We start from the raw sequence: 18,650 nt of genomic DNA on the forward strand, positions 1-18,650 counted from the left end.
GAGGGGCGAACCGGTCTCCTTGATCCCATGCCAGCGACCTCAGCTCTGCACGTCACCCACGTCCGTGGGTTCCGCAGCGCTGTCCAGGCCCGCTGTTGCTGTTCCAGCTGTCGCAGCTGTTGATGCCGTAGCGCTCCAGCTCTGATCCAGCCCCGCCGGACGGGTCTCTCCGGTCGAGCGACGTCTCCTTCCCCTCGCTCCTCCCCACTCTTCCGCGCCCCGCACCCCGCGCCTCCCGCAGCCCTCTCCGGGCTGCCGACGCTCCCCGCGACTCCCCCGCACACGCCCCCCATGCCGAGGAACCACCGCAGCCATGAACAGCGACAGCGACCTCCAGATCGCCGGCGACATCCTCGAGGTCCAGCACCTCCTGCAGCCCGCCCGCGAGCACCCCTCCACCGTCTCCGAGTTCGTCGGCCTCGCGCGCTCCATCGCGGCCGACCGCGCACGGTGGGCGGACCTCGTCCGGTACGACTCCGCCTCCCGCTGGTACCACCGCCTGCGCCAGGGCCCGGGGTACGAGGTGTGGCTGCTCAGCTGGGTGCCCGGCCAGGGCAGCGGTCTCCACGGCCACGGCCCCTCCGCCGGCGTGCTGACCGTCCTGGAAGGCGAGTTGACCGAGCGCACCGAGCGCGGAGCCCGGTCGCTGAGCGCGGGCACGGAGCGCGTCTTCGCCCCGGGGTACGTCCACGAGGTGGTCAACGACTCGCTCGAACCGGCCGTCAGTCTGCACCTCTACTACCCGGGGCTCACCGAGATGCCGATGCACGCCGCGCAGAGCGCCCCGAGGGCCGTGGGCGCCGTACCCGCCTGACAGACTGCTGCGCATGCGCATTGTTGTTCTGGCCGGTGGTATCGGCGGTGCCCGCTTCCTTCGCGGCCTCAAGCAGGCCGCACCCGACGCGGACGTCACGGTGATCGGCAACACGGGTGACGACATCCATCTGTTCGGGCTGAAGGTCTGCCCCGACCTCGACACCGTGATGTACACCCTCGGCGGTGGCATCGACGAGGAGCAGGGCTGGGGCCGGGCCGACGAGACCTTCCGGGTCAAGGAGGAGCTCGCGGCGTACGGCGTGGGCCCCGAGTGGTTCGGGCTCGGCGACCGGGACTTCGCGACCCACATCGTCCGTACGCAGATGCTGGGCGCGGGCTACCCGCTGAGCGCGGTCACCGAGGCGCTCTGCGCCCGCTGGCGGCCGGGCGTGCGGCTGCTGCCGATGTCCGACGACCGGGTCGAGACGCATGTCGCCGTCGAGGTGGACGGCGAGAGCAGGGCGATCCACTTCCAGGAGTACTGGGTGAAGCTGCGCGCCTCCGTCGAGGCGCGGGCGATCGTGCCGGTCGGGGCCGAGCAGGCCAAGCCGGCCCCGGGGGTGCTGGAGGCGATCGGCGCCGCCGACGTCATCCTCTTCCCGCCGTCGAACCCGGTGGTGTCGGTCGGCACCATCCTCGCCGTGCCCGGTATCCGGGAGGCCATCGCGGACGCCGGTGTTCCGGTGGTCGGCCTCTCCCCCATCGTCGGGGACGCGCCGGTGCGCGGGATGGCGGACAAGGTGCTCGCCGCGGTGGGCGTGGAGGCGACGGCCTCGGCCGTGGCCCGGCACTACGGTTCGGGGCTGCTGGACGGGTGGCTGGTCGACACGGTGGACGCCGGTGCGGTCGACGCGGTGGAGGCGGCGGGGATCCGCTGCCGGGCGGTGCCGCTGATGATGACGGACGTGGAGGCGACCGCCGAGATGGCCCGGCAGGCGCTGGCCCTGGCCGAGGAGGTCCGGGCGTGAGCGCCGCCGCCGGGGCCGCCGGGGGGACCGCGAGCGGTACGGAAGAGGGCTCCGGCCCCGCGGGCGGCGGGGGCTCCGCACCCTCCTTCCGGGTGTGGGCGCTGCGCGGGATGCCCGAGGTGCGGGCCGGTGACGACCTCGCCGGGCTGATCGCCGCGGCCGAGCCCGGGCTCGTCGACGGCGACGTCCTGATCGTCACCTCGAAGATCGTCTCCAAGGCCGAGGGCCGGATCGTCCGGGCCGCCGACCGGGAGGCCGCGATCGACGCCGAGACCGTACGGGTCGTGGCCCGCCGCGGAACCCTGCGGATCGTGGAGAACCGGCAGGGGCTCGTCATGGCCGCCGCCGGGGTCGATGCCTCGAACACCCCGGCCGGGACCGTGCTGCTGCTGCCCGAGGACCCCGACGCCTCCGCCCGCGCCGTCCGGGACGGGCTGCGGGACGCCCTCGGCGTGGACGTCGGCGTCGTCGTCACGGACACCTTCGGCCGGCCCTGGCGCGCCGGGCTGACCGATGTCGCGATCGGCGCGGCGGGGGTGCGGGTCCTGGACGACCTGCGCGGCGGCACGGACGCGTACGGCAATCCGCTCAGCGCCACGGTCGTGGCCACCGCGGACGAACTGGCCGCCGCCGGGGACCTGGTCAAGGGCAAGGCGGAGGGACTGCCGGTCGCGGTGGTCCGGGGGCTGCCGCACGTGGTGGCGGCCGGGGACGACGGTCCCGGCGCCCGGGCGCTGGTGCGCGGCGCCGCCGACGACATGTTCCGGCTGGGTACGTCGGAGGCCGTACGGGAGGCGATGACCCTGCGGCGCACGGTGCGCGAGTTCACCGACGATCCGGTCGACCCGGGGGCGGTGCGACGGGCGGTGGCCGCCGCGGTGACCGCCCCGGCGCCGCACCGCACGACGCCGTGGCGGTTCGTCCTGCTGGAGTCCGCCGCGTCGCGGACCCGGCTGCTCGACGCCATGCGGGACGCGTGGATCGAGGACCTGCGGCGTGACGGGAAGAGCGAGGAGTCGATCGCCAAGCGGGTCCGGCGGGGCGATGTGCTGCGCAACGCGCCGTACCTGGTGGTGCCGTGCCTGGTGATGGACGGCTCGCACACGTACGGGGACGAGCGCCGCGACACGGCGGAGCGCGAGATGTTCGTGGTCGCCGCGGGGGCGGGCGTGCAGAACTTCCTGGTGGCGCTGGCGGGCGAACGGCTGGGATCGGCGTGGGTGTCCTCGACGATGTTCTGCCGACCGGTGGTGCGGGAAGCGCTGTCGCTGCCGTCGTCGTGGGATCCGTTGGGCGCGGTGGCGGTGGGGCGCCCGGCGAAGGCGCCCCGGGAGCGGGGGCCCCGGGAGCCGGAGGAGTTCATCACCGTGCGGTGAGGGACCGGTCCGGCGGGCGGGGGCGGGCCGCGACGGGACCGCCGCCGTTCGTCGGGCCGGGCGCCGCGGACCCGGCCAGGATCTGCCCGGCGCCCCTAGAGGTTCACGATGTCGCCCGGCGTCATCCTCGGGGCCCGGCGCTCCGGGGTGCGGCCGGAGAGCAGGATCAGGCGGGTCGCCCGGTGGCGCTGGCCTTCGTAGGGGGCCAGCAGGGCGAGCATCTCCGCGTCGTCCGCGTCGCGGTCGCCGGCCAGGGCGTGGCCCACGATGCCCGGCAGGTGCAGGTCGCCGACGGTGACCGCGTCCGCCGCGCCGTTCGAGCGCTGGAGGACCTCGGCCGAGGTCCACGGGCCGATGCCGGGAATCAGCTCCAGGCGGGCCTTGGCCTGGGGGAGGTCCATCGCCGCCGCTTCCTCCAGTCGGCGGGCCACGCGTACCGCGCGCAGGATCGTCGAGGACCGCTTGGCGTCCACGTTCGCCCGGTGCCACTCCCAGGACGGGATCATCGCCCAGTCGCGCGGCTCCGGCATCACGTACAGGCCCAGCTCCGCGGTGGGGCCGGGGGCGGGGGCGCCGAAGCGGCGGACCAGACGGCGCCAGGCGCCGTACGCCTCGTCCGTGGTGACCTTCTGCTCCAGGACCGAGGGGATCAGCGACTCCATCACCAGCCCCGTGCGCAGCAGCCGCAGGCCGGGGCGGCGGTGGCGGGTCAGGGCGAGCAGGCGGTGCCGGGGCACGAACGCGTCCGGGTCGTCCTCCGCGCCCAGGAGCGCGGGGAGGCCTTCCAGCAGCCAGTGCGCGCCGGGGCCCCAGGCCGTCGCCTCGATCCGGCCGGCGCGCGCCGCGACGCGCAGGGTGCCGGGCCCCTGCGGCGTACGGGAGGCCCGCCAGAACGTCCCGTCCGCGGCCATCCGGAACGTGGGGTCCGCCGGGCCCCGACGCAGTGGGCCCAGCACCAGGCGGAGGTCCAGCGGGCCCGGCGGGGTCCACTCCCGGGTCACCGGCGGGGCGTCGGGCGGGGAGGACGGGCCGGGAGGCGCCGGGGGCCGGCCCATCGGCACGGTCGTCCGCGGCGGGAGCGCCGCTCGCGCGGTGCGGGGGGCGAATCGTCCTGCCACGGAGGGGCCTCGGTGTTCCTGGTGCGGAGGTCGGTCCCCTTGAGGGTACGGGGGCGCGCGTACGGGCTCGGGGGAAGTCCCGCGCTGGTCGTCGGGGGCCCTCGGGCTGAGCCCGGCGGGCGGCGGGGTCCGGGCCCCCCGCGGACGCGCCCCCGCCTCCTACTGGTCCGAGGAGAAGCGGACCGAACCGTCCGGCAGCACCGCGCCGCACCAGATCCGGATGCCGTCGCGCAGTTCGTTGTCCGCGCCCACCCGGGCCCCGTCGCCGATCACCGCACCCGTCAGCACCGTACGGTCGCCGATCCTGGCTCCCGCGCCGACCAGGGAGTCCGTGACGACCGCGCCCGCCTCGACGACCGCGCCGGCCAGGATCGTCGAACCGTCCACGCGTGCGCCCGCGCCGATCACCGCGTCGGCGCCGACCACCGTGCCGCCGGTGATCTTGGCGTCCGGGGCCACGGAGGCGGACGGCAGGACCAGGCGGTCGCCGCACCGGCCGGGGACCGCCGGGGACGGGGCGCGGCCGAGGACGAGGTCGGCGGAGCCCCGGACGAAGGCGGCCGGGGTGCCGAGATCGAGCCAGTAGGTGGAGTCGACCATGCCCTGGAGGTGGGCGCCGGAGGCGAGCAGTCCGGGGAAGGTCTCGCGCTCGACGGAGACCGGGCGGCCCGTCGGGATGGAGTCGACGACCGAGCGCCGGAAGATGTAAGCCCCGGCGTTGATCTGGTCGGTGACGATCTCCTCCGGCGTCTGCGGCTTCTCCAGGAAGGCGGTGACCCGGCCGGTGTCGTCGGTCGGGACGAGGCCGAAGGCGCGCGGGTCCTCGACCCGGGTCAGGTGGAGGGAGACGTCCGCCCCGGAGGCGGTGTGCGCGGTGACCAGGGCCCGGATGTCGAGCCCGGTCAGGATGTCGCCGTTGAAGATCAGGACCGGGTCGTCCGGGCCCGAGGACAGCTTGGAGGCCACGTTCCGGATGGCGCCGCCGGTGCCGAGCGGCTCCTGCTCGGTGACGTACTCGATGTGCAGGCCGAGCGAGGAGCCGTCGCCGAAGTACGGCTCGAACACCTCCGCCAGGTAGGAGGTGGCGAGCACGATGTGCTCCACCCCGGCCGCCCGGGCGCGCGCCAGCTGGTGGGTGAGGAAGGGGACGCCCGCCGCCGGCACCATCGGTTTCGGAGTGTGCACCGTGAGCGGGCGCAGTCGGGTGCCCTTGCCACCGACCAGGAGAATCGCTTCTTTTGCCTCTGTCACAGCACCGTCTCTGCTTCCTGGTGGGGCCTGGCCTGGTTCGTGGCTGGCCAGTTTAAGCAGACCGGTCGGATACGCCCCGGTCAGCGGCCCTGCAGTCGGGCGGAGCTGGTCCGGGCCTTGCCGAGCTTCTTGTAGAGACGCGCTCCGGGACATTCGGTTGCGAAACCGTCCCGATGGCCCGAGATGACGTTCAGTTTGACCTTCTTGCCCTTCTTGTACTTGTTGCTTCCGCCGGAGACGAGCGTCACCTTCCCCTTCGGGTTGCCCCCGAACAGTCCGAGCTTCCACGCCGTCAGCTTGGCGACGGCGGTCACCGCGGCGGCGGGCGGGGTGGTGGAGGAGTAGGAGCCCAGCACCGCGATGCCCATGGTGTTGCTGTTGAAGCCCAGGGTGTGCGCCCCGAGGACGGGCCGCGAGACGCCGCCGGCCCGGCCCTCGTAGATGTTTCCGCACTTGTCGACGGCGAAGTTGTACCCGAAGTCGCGCCAGCCGCTGCTCTTGACGTGGTAGCGGTAGATGCTGCGGAGCACGGAAGGGGCCTGCTTGCAGGTGTAGTTGTTCCCGGTCGCGCTGTGGTGCACGAAGGCCGCCTTGACGGTCCTGGTGTACGCGAAGTTCCGTTCGCGGAGCTTCTCGTCCGCGCCCCACCCCTTGCGGGTGATGATCTTCGGCCGGGGCCCGATGTACGGCTTCGCCCCGGGGGCGTTGAACTCGGCCGCCTCCGCCGTCTCCGCCTCGCTCAGCGCGGGGATGACGGACGCGCCGAGCGGCGCGAGCTCCGCGTTGACGGCCGATGCGGCGGCGGACTCGGCGGTGAGCGCCTCCGGCACGACCGCCGCCGTGCCGGCGGGGGGCGGTCCGGGGTGGACGGCGAGCCCCGCCGGGACGGCGGTCCGGCCGCCGGCCGCCTCCCCGGCGGACACGGGGTCGGGGCCGGGGTCGACGAGTTCGAGGCGCAGGCCTTCGGGGAGGCGCACCGCGATGGAGCGGCCCTGCTCATCGGCGGCCTCCGGGTGCACGCGTACCTCCACGCCGTCCGAGGCCCCGACCCAGAGCGGGGCGGTCGCCCCGCGCACGGTCCCGGACGCCCGCTCGTCACTGTCGAGGTCGGCGGCGTGCTCGGCGTTGTGGGTCTCGACGTCCTGCCAGCCCGACCAGCCCCCGCCGCCGACCGCCCGGGTGCGGACCTGGACCCTGCCGTGGAGTTCGGCCCCGGCGTCGTCCCAGACCACGCCCACCAGGGAGAACGGCCGGGTCGTCCGCCGGTCCAGCCCCCGGCCCGGATCGGCGGGCCCCGCCGAGCGGTCGGACGGCGTGGCGAGGGGCTCCAGCGGCAGGGACTGCGTGGAGCCCGCGAGCCCGGCCGACCGGTCCTCGGTGGCGGGGGACTCGGTGGCGGGGGACTCGGTGGCGGGGGACTCGGTGGACCGGTCCTCGGCCGCCCCGGGGTCGGCGGTCCGCACCGCCGGCGGACCGGCTCCCGGCGACTCCGGGGAGAGGGAGGGCGGGCGGGCCGCGGAGGCGTGGGGGACCGGGGCGGACAGGGCGGGGGCGGCGAGCGGCAGAGTGAGGGCCGCCGCGCAGGTGACACCGATCGAAGTGACCATAAGTGAGCGCATACGTACGATATTTGCCATAGGGTCATCAGTCCGGCTACCCGGACATCCGCCCCGGTGCGACGCGCCGTCTGCCGAACCGGTGGGGGCGGCGCCCGGCCGGCCACCCGTTCGGCCCGCTCCGCGTACGCCCCCCGCGTACGCTTGCGCGGGTGAACTCCAGCGACCGCACCCCTGCCGACCTGCTGCGATCCGCCCTCGCCGCGGACCCCGCCCGCCCCCTGGTCACCTTCTACGACGACGCCACCGCAGAGCGCGTCGAACTGTCGGTGGCCACCTTCGCCAATTGGGTGGCCAAGACCGCCAACCTGCTCCAGGGCGATCTCGCCGCCGAGCCCGGCGACCGGCTCGCCCTGCTGCTCCCCGCCCACTGGCAGTCGGCGGTCTGGCTGCTCGCCTGCTCCTCCGTCGGGGTCGTCGCCGACGTGCAGGGCGACCCGGCGGCCGCCGACCTCGTCGTGACCGGTCCGGAGACGCTGGAGCGGGCCCGGGCCTGCCGGGGCGAGCGCGTCGCTCTCGCGCTGCGGCCGCTGGGCGGCCGTTTCCCGCAACCGCCCGAGGGGTTCGCGGACTACGCGGTGGAGGTGCCGGGCCAGGGCGACCGCTTCGCGCCGTTCGCCCCGGTGGACCCCGAGGGGCCCGCGCTGGCCGTCGACGGAGTCGAGCTGACGGGTGCCCAGCTCGTCGCCCGCGCCCGGGAGGACGCCTCCGCCCTGGGCCTCGCCCCGGGCTCCCGGCTGCTCACCGGACGTACGTACGACAGCTGGGACGGGTTGAGCGCCGGGCTCTTCGCCCCGCTGGCGGCCGGGGGGTCCGTGGTGCTCTGCCGCCACCTCGGGCAGCTCGACGCCGCCGGGCTGGCCAAGCGGGTCGAGGCCGAGCGGGTCACGAACTCCGCGGTATGACAAGCGCTCCGAGGCCCACCCGTCCGGCCCACAGCGGGCCGAGTCCTCGGTGATCGGCACGCGCGCGGGGAGATGATCGGGGGGTACGGACCACTCTCCTTGTCGTGCACAACCAAGCGCGAGTTTCAGCCGTCTACTCCTGCGACCGGCGGCCCCTCGCGCCGCCGAACGTGAAGGATGGACGCAGACGTGACCGACAGTGCTGGCCCGCCGTCCGACCCGGGCCGCCCGGCCGGGGACAAGCCGCAGAGCAGGTCGCAGGAGGAGTCCGTCCCCGGGGGCCCGGCCCCCGGGGACGGCGGTGACGACCCCGTCGAAAGCCCCGGAACGGCCGGGAGCGGCCAGGAGGCCGGGCCCACCGGGGAGCCCCACGCCGCCGGAGCGGCCGAGGCTGCCGAGGCGGCCGGGAGCGGCGCCGCCGAGGGCGGGTCCGACGGGAGCGGCCCGGCCGCCGCCGGGCCCGGAGGGAGCGGCCCCGGCGCTCAGACCTGGGCCGACCGGTCCAAGGACGGCGCCGTCGTCGCGCGCAGGCGGCGCTGGCTGCGCTGGACCGCGCTCGCCGCCTCGTTCCTCGTGCTGGTCGCCGCCGGGGTCGGCTGGTGGGTGTACAAGAAGCTCGACGGGAACATCACCACCGACACGAGCGCCGCCGCCGAGCTGAAGGCGTACGAGGAGGAGCGGCCGACGCCGGTCGTGATGGACGCCCGGAACATCCTGCTCATCGGCTCCGACAGCCGGGCCGGGGAGAACAGCGAGTACGGCCGGGACGACGGCGGCAGCCAGCGCTCCGACACCACGATCCTGCTGCACCTGGCGGCGGACCGGAAGAGCGCGACGGCGGTCTCCCTCCCCCGCGACCTCATGGTGGAGGTCCCCGGCTGCCGCACGGCGGACGACAAGAAGTCCCGTGAGCGGTTCGCGCAGTTCAACTCGGCGTTCGAGACGGGCGGCACCGCCTGCACGATCCGCACGGTGGAGCGGATGACCGGCATCCGGGTCGACCACCACATGGTCGTCGACTTCAACGGCTTCAAGGAGATGGTCGACGCCGTCGACGGGGTCGAGATCTGCCTCGAGAAGCCGATCGACGACAAGGACGCGCACCTGGAGCTCCCGGCCGGCCGGCAGACGCTGAACGGCGAGGAGGCCCTCGGCTACGTACGGGCGCGCAAGTCCCTCGGCAACGGCAGCGACACCGAACGCATGGAGCGCCAGCAGCAGTTCCTGGGCGCGCTGGTCAACAAGATGCAGAGCAACGGCGTTCTGCTGAACCCGACGCGGCTCTACCCGGTGCTCGACGCGGCGACCAAGTCGCTGACCACGGACCCGGGGCTCGACTCGCTGCGCGACCTGTACGACCTGGTGCGCGGGATGCGCGACGTGCCCACCGACCAGGTGCAGTTCCTGACCGTGCCCCGGCAGCCGTACCGCCAGGACCCGAACCGGGACGAACTCGTCGAACCGGACGCGGGCGAGCTGTTCCGGCAACTCCGCGAGGACCGGCCCGTCGCGGTGGTCCCGGCCGACGAACTCGAGGAAGCGCGGCAGGACCAGGAGAGGACGCGGGACGGCAAGCCGGACGGCGCCGGCTCCGAAAGCCCCACGCCCACGCCCACCTATTCGGGATCGAGTGCGGCGGACGACCTGTGCAAGCAGTAAAGCAATTGCCAAGACACCGAACACAATCGACGCGTAATGGGAAGAATGCCCAGTTGTAAGGGGCGTGGAATGTGTCACGCCCGTCGCTCGACGCGGAATCGGCCGGATAGTGTGACGCGATCCGGTGCTTCCGGCCGTCAGGTCGTGCACTGCTGGAGCGAAGGAACGAGCGCCTTGCCGGGGGAGGGCGCCTCGCGTGGCACCGACGGAGGACGCAGGCAACCGTGGACGCGCACAGTCGTGGACGGGCGGACGATATCGACCCCGCCGACCAGTGGGTACTCAACCCGCACACCGGCAATTACGAATTGCGACTGGATCACTCCACAGGGGAGTCGAGCGGCACTTCCGGGGGGGGCGGCGCTTCGCGTACGGCCACGGCCGAGGAGAGCGGCCGCCGCGCCGGCTCCCGGACCGGTACGCGGGAGGACGTCCCGGTCACCAAGCGCCACGAGGTGCCCGGCCAGCGCAGCCGCCGCAGCGCGCAGGGGACGCGCGGCGCCTCCGCCGAACCCCCCGCGGCGGGCCGCCGGAAGCGCAAGCCCCGGAAGACGCGCAAGAAGAAGGCGCTGCTGTGGACGGGCGGCGTGATGGCGTTCGTCGTGGTAGGCACCTCGCTCGGCGCGTACCTGCTGTACGAGAAGCTCAACGGGAACATCGACGCCATCGACGTGGGTGACGCGGGGAGCAAGAACGTCGTGACCGACGGCCCGATGAACATCCTGGTCATCGGCACCGACAAGCGCACCGGCAAGGGCAACGAGGGCTACGGCGACAAGGGCAGTACCGGGCACGCCGACACGAACATCCTGTTCCACGTCTCCGAGGACCGCACCAACGCGACGGCGATGAGCATCCCGCGCGACCTGGTGACCGAGATCCCCGAGTGCGAGACGAAGCAGCAGGACGGCACCAGTGCGGCCATCCCCGGCACCGCGAGCGCGCGCTTCAACACCAGCCTCGGCCAGAACGGGCGCGACCCGGGCTGCACGATGAAGACGGTCGAGAACATCACCGGCGTCAAGCCGGACCACTTCATGATGGTCGACTTCAACGCGGTCAAGGAGCTGACCACCGCGGTCGGCGGCGTCAAGGTCTGCATGGCCAAGCCGATCGACGACCCGAAGTCGCATCTGAAGCTGCCCCAGGGCGAGTCGACGGTGCAGGGCGAGAACGCGCTGGCCCTGCTGCGTACGCGCGACAGCTTCGGCAACCGGAGCGACCTGGACCGGATCAAGGTGCAGCAGCAGTTCCTCGGCTCGATGATCCGCGAGATGAAGTCGAGCGACACCCTGACCAACCCGAAGAAGCTCTACAAGCTGGCCGACGCCGCCACCAAGGCGCTGACCGTCGACACGGCCATCGGCGACGCGAAGAAGCTGATGACGCTCGCCCAGGAGATCGCCAAGGTCGACACGGGGAACATCACCTTCGTCACGATGCCGGTGAAGGACAACCCCGCCGAGCCCAAGCCCGTCACCGTCGTCGTGGACGAGACCAGGGCCGAACCGCTCTTCGCGATGCTGCGCTCCGACACCTCGCTGACCGAGGTGAAGCGGAAGGAGAAGGCCGCCAAGGGCAAGCAGGCGGCCCTGCTCAAGGGCCCGAAGGCCGCCCCGGCCGATGTCCGCGTGGACGTCCTCAACGGAGGCGACCTCCCCGGAGCGGCCGGCTCGACCGTCACCTGGCTCCAGAACGAGCAGGGGGTGCTGAAGTCCACCAACAAGGCCAACGCACCCGAGAAGATCAAGAAGACGACGTTGGAGTACGCGCCCAACCAGGCCGACCAGGCCCGGGCGCTCGCCGAGATGATGGGGCTGCCCGCCACCGCCATGAAGCAGGGCACCACGGACGCCGAGGGCCTTGAAGCGATGGTGCTCACGCTGGGGGGGGACTTCAAGGGCGCCGGACAGCTCATCACCGGGCCGGCGAAGGCTCCGGAGGGCGTCGACCAAGCCCGCGCCGACAAGGCGGTATGCGCCAAGTGACACCGGGTCACCGCGCCGTAGCGGAAATCTGAACAGCATGGGGGGTCCGGTGGGACGGAGCAGCACGCCTGGGGAGCGGGCGCGGTCACGCGTGCGCCGCGGCGATCGAGCCGGGGGGGCCGGCCGGAGTGCGAGCCCGCACGAGAAGGGCGGCGAGGGGCCGGGGGGCGTCGTGGGGGACGACGCCGACCGCGCCTCCGGGGCCCCGGGCGCGGGCCCGCGGTCGAGGAGGGAGCCCGGCGACGGGGGTGGCCGGAGCTCCGCGAAGGGCCGGCGAGGGGGCGGCGGTGCCGGGGGCGCCACCAGCCGCCGCGCGCCCAAGAGCCCCAAGCGGCGCGTCCTGCGCTGGAGCGCCTCCGTGCTCGCCGTGCTGATACTCGGCACCGGCGGCGCCGGTTGCCTCTACTACGAGCACCTCAACGACAACATCAAGAAAGAGGATCTGACCCTCGGCGACAAGGAGATGGCCGACCACAAGGCCAACGCCGCCGGGCAGACCCCGATCAACATCCTGCTCATCGGTTCCGACGCGCGGGACTCCAAGGCCAACCAGAAGCTGGGCGGCGCCAAGGAGACCTTCGGCGCTCCGCCCCTCGCCGACGTGCAGATGCTGCTCCACATATCGGCCGACCGCAGCAACCTGTCGGTGATCAGCATGCCGCGCGACACCATGGTGAAGATGCCCAAGTGCACGGCCCCGGACGGCAAGGTCTTCCCCGCCGGCCAACGGGACGTGCAGACCAACGAGAGCCTGGGGCGCGGCGGTCCGGGGTGCACGGTGGCCACCTGGTACGAGCTGACCGGCATCCGCATCGACCACTTCATGATGATCGACTTCGCGGGCGTGGTCTCGATGGCCGACGCGGTCGGCGGCGTCCCGGTCTGCGTGGACGCCAACATCCACTCGCGCGGCGCCGACGGCAAGGGCTCCGGGCTCAAGCTGGAGAAGGGCACCACGTACGTCAAGGGCGAGCAGGCCCTGCAGTGGCTGCGCACCCGCTACGGCTTCGAGGACAACACCGACCTCGGGCGGGCGAAGGCCCAGCACCAGTACATGAACTCCATGGTCCGCGAGTTGCGCAAGGGCACCAAGCTGACGGACCCGGCGAAGCTGATGAACCTCGCCGAGGCGGCCACCGACGCGCTGACGGTCGACAAGGGCCTCGACACGGTCAAGAAGCTGTACGACCTGGCGGAGGAGTTCAAGAAGGTCCCTACCCAGCGCATCACGATGTCGACCATGCCGAACGTGTACGGCACCGGTGTGAACAGCGGCCGGGTCTACCCGAAGGCCGGAGACGCGGAGCAGCTGTTCCGCATGGTCCGCGAGGACGTGCCGCTGGACGGCAAGGGGTCGAAGCGGAAGAAGCCGGTGGAGGAGGCGAAGGACGCGTCGGCCCCGGTCGCCGAGATCGCGGTCGCCGTGCGGAACGCCACCGCGACCGACGGGCAGGGCCCGGCGTCGGGCAGGGCGCGGGAGGTCTCGGACCAGTTGAAGGCCGCGGGCTTCGCGCGGACGACCGTCGACGCGAACGACGTGTCCGGGGCGGCTCGGACGACGGTCCTGTTCCCGAGCGCGGAGCTGGAGGGCGACGCGCAGGCGGTCGCCAAGGCGCTCGGTGTCCCGGTCTCCCAGGTGAAGAAGTCCACCGACGTCTCGGGGATCTCGCTCGCCGTGGGCGCGGACTGGCGCGAGGACGGAACCTACCCGGTGTCGAAGGGCACGGAGAAGACGCCGGAGTCGGCGGGCGCGCTGAAGGGCGACGACGAGAAGGCGTGCATGAAGGTGAACCCGAACTACACCTGGTGACGCGGTGAGGACAGTCGTGGCGAAGGGCCCCACCGCTCAGCGGTGGGGCCCTTCGCCACGGTTGCCGGGCCGTCCGGGTCAGGCGGTCCCGGCGCTGTCCGCCATCGCCGGCCGGCGGCTCGCGATGACCCGCCGGGCCAGGGACCGGGGGCTGGTGAGGAAGCCGAAGCCCCAGCACATGTGCATCGTCGCCAGCGCCACGGGGATCTGGGCGCGGGCCTTCAGCGGCAGCCCCTTGCCCGCGGGGAGCGACCCGGCGACGATCGCGGCCACGTACCCGCCCGGGACGACCAGGGCCCAGGGGGTGACGGCCGCGCCGAGGACCAGGCCCGCCGCGATGGCGACGACGGCGGTCGGCGGGGCGAGGTAGCGGAGGTTGATCGAGCCGGGGTGGTAGCGGGCGACGACGTGGCGCCAGCGGCCGTAGTCCTTGTACTGCTTGGCGAGCGCCTTGACCGAGGGGCGGGGGCGGTACTGGACCTTCAGCTCGGGCGAGAACCAGATCAGCCCGCCCGCCTCGCGGATACGGAAGTTCAGCTCCCAGTCCTGGGCGCGGATGAACTCGACGTTGTAGCCCTCCGCCCGCTCCAGCGCCTCGCGCCGGAAGACGCCCAGGTACACGGTCTCGGCCGGGCCCGCCTGGCCGCCGGTGTGGAAGGCCGCGTTGCCGACGCCGATCTTCGAGGTCATCGCGGCGGCGACGGCCTCCTCCCAGGCGTTCTCGCCCTCGGCGTGCATGATGCCGCCGACGTTCTGCGCCCCGGTCTCCTCCAGGAGGCGGACGGCGGTCGCGATGTAGTTCGGCGAGAGCATGCCGTGGCCGTCGACCCGGACGACGACGGGGTGGCGGGACGCCTTGATCGCGGCGTTGAGGGCGGCGGGCGTACGGCCGGTGGGGTTGGGCACCGTGTGGACCCGGGGGTCCTCCGCGACCAGTTCGGCGGCGATCTCGTCCGTACGGTCCACGGAGGGGCCGAGCGCGATCACGACCTCCATCTCACCGGCGTACTCCTGCTCCAGGATGTGCCGGACCGCGTTCCTGAGATGGCGTTCCTCGTTGAGCACCGGCATGATCACGGAGACGGCGGGGTACTGCGCGGCAGACATGTGGTCCTCGGGTGGGTCCTCGGGGCGCCAGGGGGTTTCCGCACCCTGGAGGCGTCGTTGTTCGGCCGCCACGTTACCGCGAATGGGGGACACCGGTGCGCGCCGCCGGGTCGTGGCCGGGGCGGAGAATCGTATGGGCCTACCGTGCGATGGTCCCCCTTGCACCGCAGAGGTGTCTCCCTTGCACCCCGGAGGTGTCTCCCCCGTGCCCGTACCGCAGCGCCCGCCGCAGCCCCGCCCCTCTCCCCCGCGCCGCCGTCCGCCGCAGGGCACGCGGCCGGTGCGCCCCCGGAGGCAGGACGAGCGGCCCCGCTGGGGCATGCGGGTGGCCATCGGTCTCTCGGTGCTGGTGCTGGGGGCGGGCGGGATCGGTCACGCCGTGGTGAGCGGCCTGGAGGACGGCATCGGCCGGGTCGATCCGTTCAAGGACATGAAGAACCGCCCGCAGGGGGGCCACGGCACCAATCTGCTGCTCGTCGGCACCGACGGCCGGGACACCATCACCGAGGAGGAGCGGAAGAAGTACCGGCTGGGCGGCGCGCCCTGCCACTGCACCGACACGATCATGCTGGTCCATCTGTCGGCCGACCGGCGGCGGGCGAGCGTGGTCAGCCTCCCCCGGGACAGCTACGCCGAGATGCCCGCCCACACCGACCGCACCACGGGCGAGCGGCACGAGAGCCATCCGGTGAAGCTGAACGCCGCGTACGCGGAGGGCGGGCCCACGCTGACCGTCCGGACGGTCGAGAACATGACCAAGGTCAAGATCGACCACTACCTGGAGATCGACTTCACCAGCTTCATGAAGACGGTGGACGCGGTGGGCGGGGTGGAGATCTGTACCGCCCGCCCGATGGAGGACTCGTACACGGGGTTGGACCTGCCCGCCGGCGTCCATGAGCTGAACGGCGGCCAGGCGCTCCAGTACGTGCGCTCGCGCCATGTGGACGTGGCGGCCGACCTGGGCCGGATGGAGCGCCAGCAGAAGTTCATGGCGGCGTTGATCAAGCGGGCCACGAGCAGCGGGGTGCTGCTGAACCCGATGCGGTTCAAGGACGTCTCGGCCACGGTGCTGGACTCGGTCCGGGCCGACAAGGACTTCGGTACGGAGCAGATGCTGGCGCTCGGCCGGGCGATGAAGGACTTCGGTCCGGCCTCCTCGGAGTTCGCCTCCGTGCCCGTCGGCGACCCGAGCTTCCCGGTCGAGGGCATCGGTTCGACGGTGCGGTGGGACGCGGAGGAGTCGAAGAAGCTGTTCCAGGCCCTGCGCGAGGACAAGCCGCTGGCCCCGGCGAAGCCGAAGCCGGGGCCGAAGGCCGGGGCGGGGAAACGGCCCCCGGCCGCGCTGGTGGACGTCGCACCGAAGGAGATCCGGGTGCAGGTCTACAACGGCACCCCGAAGAACGGGCTCGGCCGGTCCGTGGACGAGGCCCTGCGGGCCACCGGCTTCGCCACCACCGAGGTCCCGCTCAACGGGGAGGCGCGGGAGGTGGAGCGGACGCTCGTGGAGTACGACCCGCGCTGGGACCGGTCGGCGAAGTCCCTGGCCACGGCGTTGCCGGGGAGCGAGCTGAAGCCGGTGGAGGACCAGGGCCCGCAGATGAAGGTGACGGTGGGCGCGGACTTCACGCGGGTGCGGCCGGTGCGGGCGGAGAGCCGGGGGACGACGGGTGACCTATCCCCCGTGCGGGGCGACGAGGTGGTGTGCCCGTAGGGCGGGGGCGGGCGCTCTCCGCTCCGGCCCCGCGCGGTGTGCGGACCGGGCCCCGGCCGCCCGGCGCGGTGTGCGGAACCCGTGCGGCTCCGCCGGAGACACCGTCCGCTCAATCGCCTCAGTCACCCCAGAGGGCTCAGACGCCTCAGACGCCTCAGTCGTCGATGCCGTCCGCGGCGCGCCTCTCGCGCAGTTCCTTGATCGCTCGGCGGCGGGCGAGCCGGTGGGTGCGCCGGATCTGCGCCTCCTGGTAGCGCCGCTTGTCGCGCTCGCTCTCGGGGACCACCGGCGGCACGCGGCGGGGCCTGCCGTCCCCGTCGACGGCGGCGAAGACGAGGTAGGCGCTGCCGACCTGCTGAGCGGGGGTCGACTCGTTCCAGCGCTCGGCCATCACCCGGACGCCGACCTCCATCGAGGAGCGGCCGGTCCAGTTGACCTGGGCCTTCACATGGACGAGGTCACCGACGCGGACCGGCTCCAGGAAGACCATCTCGTCCATCGAGGCCGTCACGGCGGGGCCGCCGGAGTGGCGGCCGGCCACCGCGCCCGCGGCGTCGTCGACCAGCTTCATGATCACGCCGCCGTGCACCGTCCCGAGCAGGTTGGTGTCGCTGCCGGTCATGATGTGGCTGAGGGTGGTCCGGGACGCCGCGGTCGGCTTGCCCGGAATCTCTTCCTCTGAGCGGTTGGCCGGATCTGTTACGCCAGTGGCCTGATCTGTCATACCGTCCACCTTATGCGGGCTCCGTGCTCCCGCAGAATGCATCAGGTTGGCAACAGCCCTGGTGCGATTTCCCTTACACCCTGTAAGAGCCGTGGGCCGGGGCGGCACACTGTTCGGATGAACGATTGGCCCGATCGACGGACCGGCGACCGCAGCGAGCGTTACGGGCGGGGCAGCGCCGGCCCCCAGCCCGAGGGTGCGCGGGCGATGCCGCACGTCCAGCGCCGCCCGTCCTCGCCGCAGAGGCCGCAGGTGCCGCCCCGGCGACCGCAGGTGCCGCCGCAGAGCCAGGGTTACGACGACCGCTACCAGGACGGCGGGTACGGCAACGCGCCCGAACCCGGGTACGACAGCGGCTACAACACCGGCCAGGTCTACGGCTCGGGGAGCGGCGGGAGCGGCGGGGGCGGCGGCGGCCGTCGCGGCGGCGGTGACGGGGGCTACGTGGGCCGCCCGGCCCCGGACTGGCGCCGCCGGATCAAGCTCGGCGCGCTGACCCTGGTGGTCGTGGTGCTCGCGGTCTCGATCTCGACGTACTTCTGGGCCGACTCGAAGCTGAAGCGCGAGGTCGACCTCTCGAAGGTCATCGAGCGGCCGGAGACCGGCGACGGCACGAACTACCTGATCGTCGGGTCCGACAGCCGCGAGGGCATGTCGGCCGAGGAGAAGAAGCGGCTCCGCACCGGTTCCGCCGAGGGCAAGCGGACCGACTCGATGATGATCCTGCACGACGGCTCCAACGGCCCGACGCTGATCTCCCTGCCGCGCGACTCCAACGTCGAGATCCCGTCCTTCGTGGGGTCCGAGTCCGGGAAGAAGTTCCAGGGCACCGGCCGACAGGTGAAGCTGAACGCCGCCTACGCCGAGGACGGACCCGAACTGCTGGTGCGGACCGTGGAGTTCAACACCGGCCTGCACATCGACCACTACGTCGAGATCGGCTTCGGCGGCTTCGCGAAGATCGTGGACGCGATCGGCGGGGTCGAACTGGACATCCCGAAGGCGTTCAAGGACAAGAAGTCCGGGGCCGACTTCCAGGCGGGCAAGCAGACGCTGAACGGCGAGCAGTCCCTCGCCTTCGTCCGTACGCGCTACGCGTTCCCGGGCGCCGACCTGGACCGTACGAAGAACCAGCAGAAGTTCCTCGCGGCGCTGGCGAGCCAGACGGCGACCCCGTCCACGATCATCAACCCGTTCAAGCTGTACCCGACGATGGGGGCGGGCCTGGACACGCTGATCGTGGACAAGGACATGTCGCTCTGGTCGCTGGGCAACATGTTCTTCGCCATGAAGGGCGTCACCGGCGGCGACGGCACGTCGATGAACATGCCGATCTCGGGCAGCGTCAACGGGAACCTGGTCTGGGACAAGGCCAAGGTGAAGCAGTTGGTGCAGCAGCTCAACAACGACGAGAAGGTCACGGTCAAGGCCGACTGACCGCCTGGAGGCGGTCAGCCGGAGCGTACGGGCCCGGGGGCCCGCCGGGCGCGCCGGCGCCGGGCGGGCCCCCCCCCCGGTTGCCGCCGCGCCCGCAGCGGCGGCCCCCGTCCGGCCACGGCGCGCCCCCCCCGTGCGCCGCAAATAGCCCCCGGTGTCCA

At 72.9% G+C, this 18,650-nt stretch carries 14 protein-coding genes; 9 read left to right on the top strand and 5 right to left on the bottom strand.

The annotated features are described in order from the left end of the window. Positions 1–313: 313 nt before the first annotated feature. Genes ACH4K1_RS10780 through ACH4K1_RS10790 form a run of 3 tightly spaced genes read left to right on the top strand, consistent with a single transcriptional unit; the run spans position 314 to position 3,160 of the window. Positions 314–814 (top strand): cysteine dioxygenase, encoded by a 501-nt coding sequence (locus ACH4K1_RS10780; RefSeq protein ID WP_398088437.1) that lies wholly within the window; start codon positions 314–316, stop codon positions 812–814. 13 nt (positions 815–827) lie between these two features. Next, positions 828–1,784: a 2-phospho-L-lactate transferase gene (gene cofD, locus ACH4K1_RS10785; RefSeq protein ID WP_398088438.1), complete on the top strand. Its 957-nt coding sequence runs from the start codon at positions 828–830 to the stop codon at positions 1,782–1,784. Next, the gene (locus ACH4K1_RS10790; RefSeq protein WP_398088440.1) at positions 1,781–3,160 is read left to right on the top strand and encodes a coenzyme F420-0:L-glutamate ligase; all 1,380 of its coding nucleotides are present in this window, start codon (positions 1,781–1,783) and stop codon (positions 3,158–3,160) included. Before cofD ends, ACH4K1_RS10790 begins: the two co-directional genes overlap by 4 nt. 95 nt (positions 3,161–3,255) lie before the next feature. On the opposite strand, the gene ACH4K1_RS10795 is transcribed toward ACH4K1_RS10790, so the two are convergent. The 3 genes from ACH4K1_RS10795 to ACH4K1_RS10805 all read right to left on the bottom strand — a co-directional run bounded on the left by ACH4K1_RS10795 (position 3,256) and on the right by ACH4K1_RS10805 (position 7,136). Then, positions 3,256–4,278 carry a DNA-3-methyladenine glycosylase family protein gene (locus ACH4K1_RS10795; RefSeq protein ID WP_398088442.1) on the bottom strand — a complete coding sequence of 341 codons (1,023 nt, stop codon included), beginning with the start codon at positions 4,276–4,278 and terminating at the stop codon, positions 3,256–3,258. 159 nt (positions 4,279–4,437) lie between these two features. Continuing rightward, the gene (locus ACH4K1_RS10800) at positions 4,438–5,529 is read right to left on the bottom strand and encodes a sugar phosphate nucleotidyltransferase (RefSeq protein ID WP_398088443.1); all 1,092 of its coding nucleotides are present in this window, start codon (positions 5,527–5,529) and stop codon (positions 4,438–4,440) included. An 80-nt stretch (positions 5,530–5,609) separates the two neighbouring features. After that, positions 5,610–7,136 (bottom strand): N-acetylmuramoyl-L-alanine amidase, encoded by a 1,527-nt coding sequence (locus ACH4K1_RS10805; protein WP_398088445.1) that lies wholly within the window; start codon positions 7,134–7,136, stop codon positions 5,610–5,612. A 161-nt stretch (positions 7,137–7,297) separates the two neighbouring features. On the opposite strand from ACH4K1_RS10805, the gene ACH4K1_RS10810 reads away from it, so the two are divergent. From ACH4K1_RS10810 to ACH4K1_RS10825, 4 genes are all read left to right on the top strand, one after another. Further along, a complete protein-coding gene (locus tag ACH4K1_RS10810) occupies positions 7,298–8,050 on the top strand; it encodes a TIGR03089 family protein (protein ID WP_398088446.1) in 753 nt (250 codons plus the stop codon). 177 nt (positions 8,051–8,227) lie between these two features. Continuing rightward, on the top strand, positions 8,228–9,709 hold the full coding sequence (locus ACH4K1_RS10815; protein ID WP_398088448.1) for an LCP family protein: 1,482 nt from the start codon (positions 8,228–8,230) through the stop codon (positions 9,707–9,709). A gap of 224 nt (positions 9,710–9,933) precedes the next feature. After that, on the top strand, positions 9,934–11,697 hold the full coding sequence (locus ACH4K1_RS10820) for an LCP family protein (RefSeq protein WP_398088450.1): 1,764 nt from the start codon (positions 9,934–9,936) through the stop codon (positions 11,695–11,697). A gap of 37 nt (positions 11,698–11,734) precedes the next feature. Continuing rightward, on the top strand, positions 11,735–13,507 hold the full coding sequence (locus ACH4K1_RS10825; RefSeq protein WP_398088452.1) for an LCP family protein: 1,773 nt from the start codon (positions 11,735–11,737) through the stop codon (positions 13,505–13,507). Between the two features lie 78 nt (positions 13,508–13,585). Here the strand turns inward: ACH4K1_RS10825 and ACH4K1_RS10830 are convergent, their stop codons facing one another. After that, on the bottom strand, positions 13,586–14,614 hold the full coding sequence (locus tag ACH4K1_RS10830) for a glycosyltransferase family 2 protein (RefSeq protein WP_398088454.1): 1,029 nt from the start codon (positions 14,612–14,614) through the stop codon (positions 13,586–13,588). Between the two features lie 319 nt (positions 14,615–14,933). On the opposite strand from ACH4K1_RS10830, the gene ACH4K1_RS10835 reads away from it, so the two are divergent. Then, positions 14,934–16,328, top strand: coding sequence for an LCP family protein (locus ACH4K1_RS10835; RefSeq protein WP_398088847.1), 1,395 nt, complete (start codon positions 14,934–14,936; stop codon positions 16,326–16,328). 154 nt (positions 16,329–16,482) lie between these two features. Here the strand turns inward: ACH4K1_RS10835 and ACH4K1_RS10840 are convergent, their stop codons facing one another. Continuing rightward, on the bottom strand, positions 16,483–17,052 hold the full coding sequence (locus ACH4K1_RS10840) for an acyl-CoA thioesterase (RefSeq protein WP_398088456.1): 570 nt from the start codon (positions 17,050–17,052) through the stop codon (positions 16,483–16,485). Positions 17,053–17,169: 117 nt separating this feature from the next. Between ACH4K1_RS10840 and ACH4K1_RS10845 the strand changes: the two genes are divergently transcribed. Further along, positions 17,170–18,489 (top strand): LCP family protein, encoded by a 1,320-nt coding sequence (locus ACH4K1_RS10845; protein WP_398088457.1) that lies wholly within the window; start codon positions 17,170–17,172, stop codon positions 18,487–18,489. Positions 18,490–18,650 lie beyond the last annotated feature (161 nt).

The sequence above is a fragment of the Streptomyces sp. NPDC017448 genome (genome assembly GCF_044330565.1).
Lineage (GTDB): Bacteria > Actinomycetota > Actinomycetes > Streptomycetales > Streptomycetaceae > Streptomyces.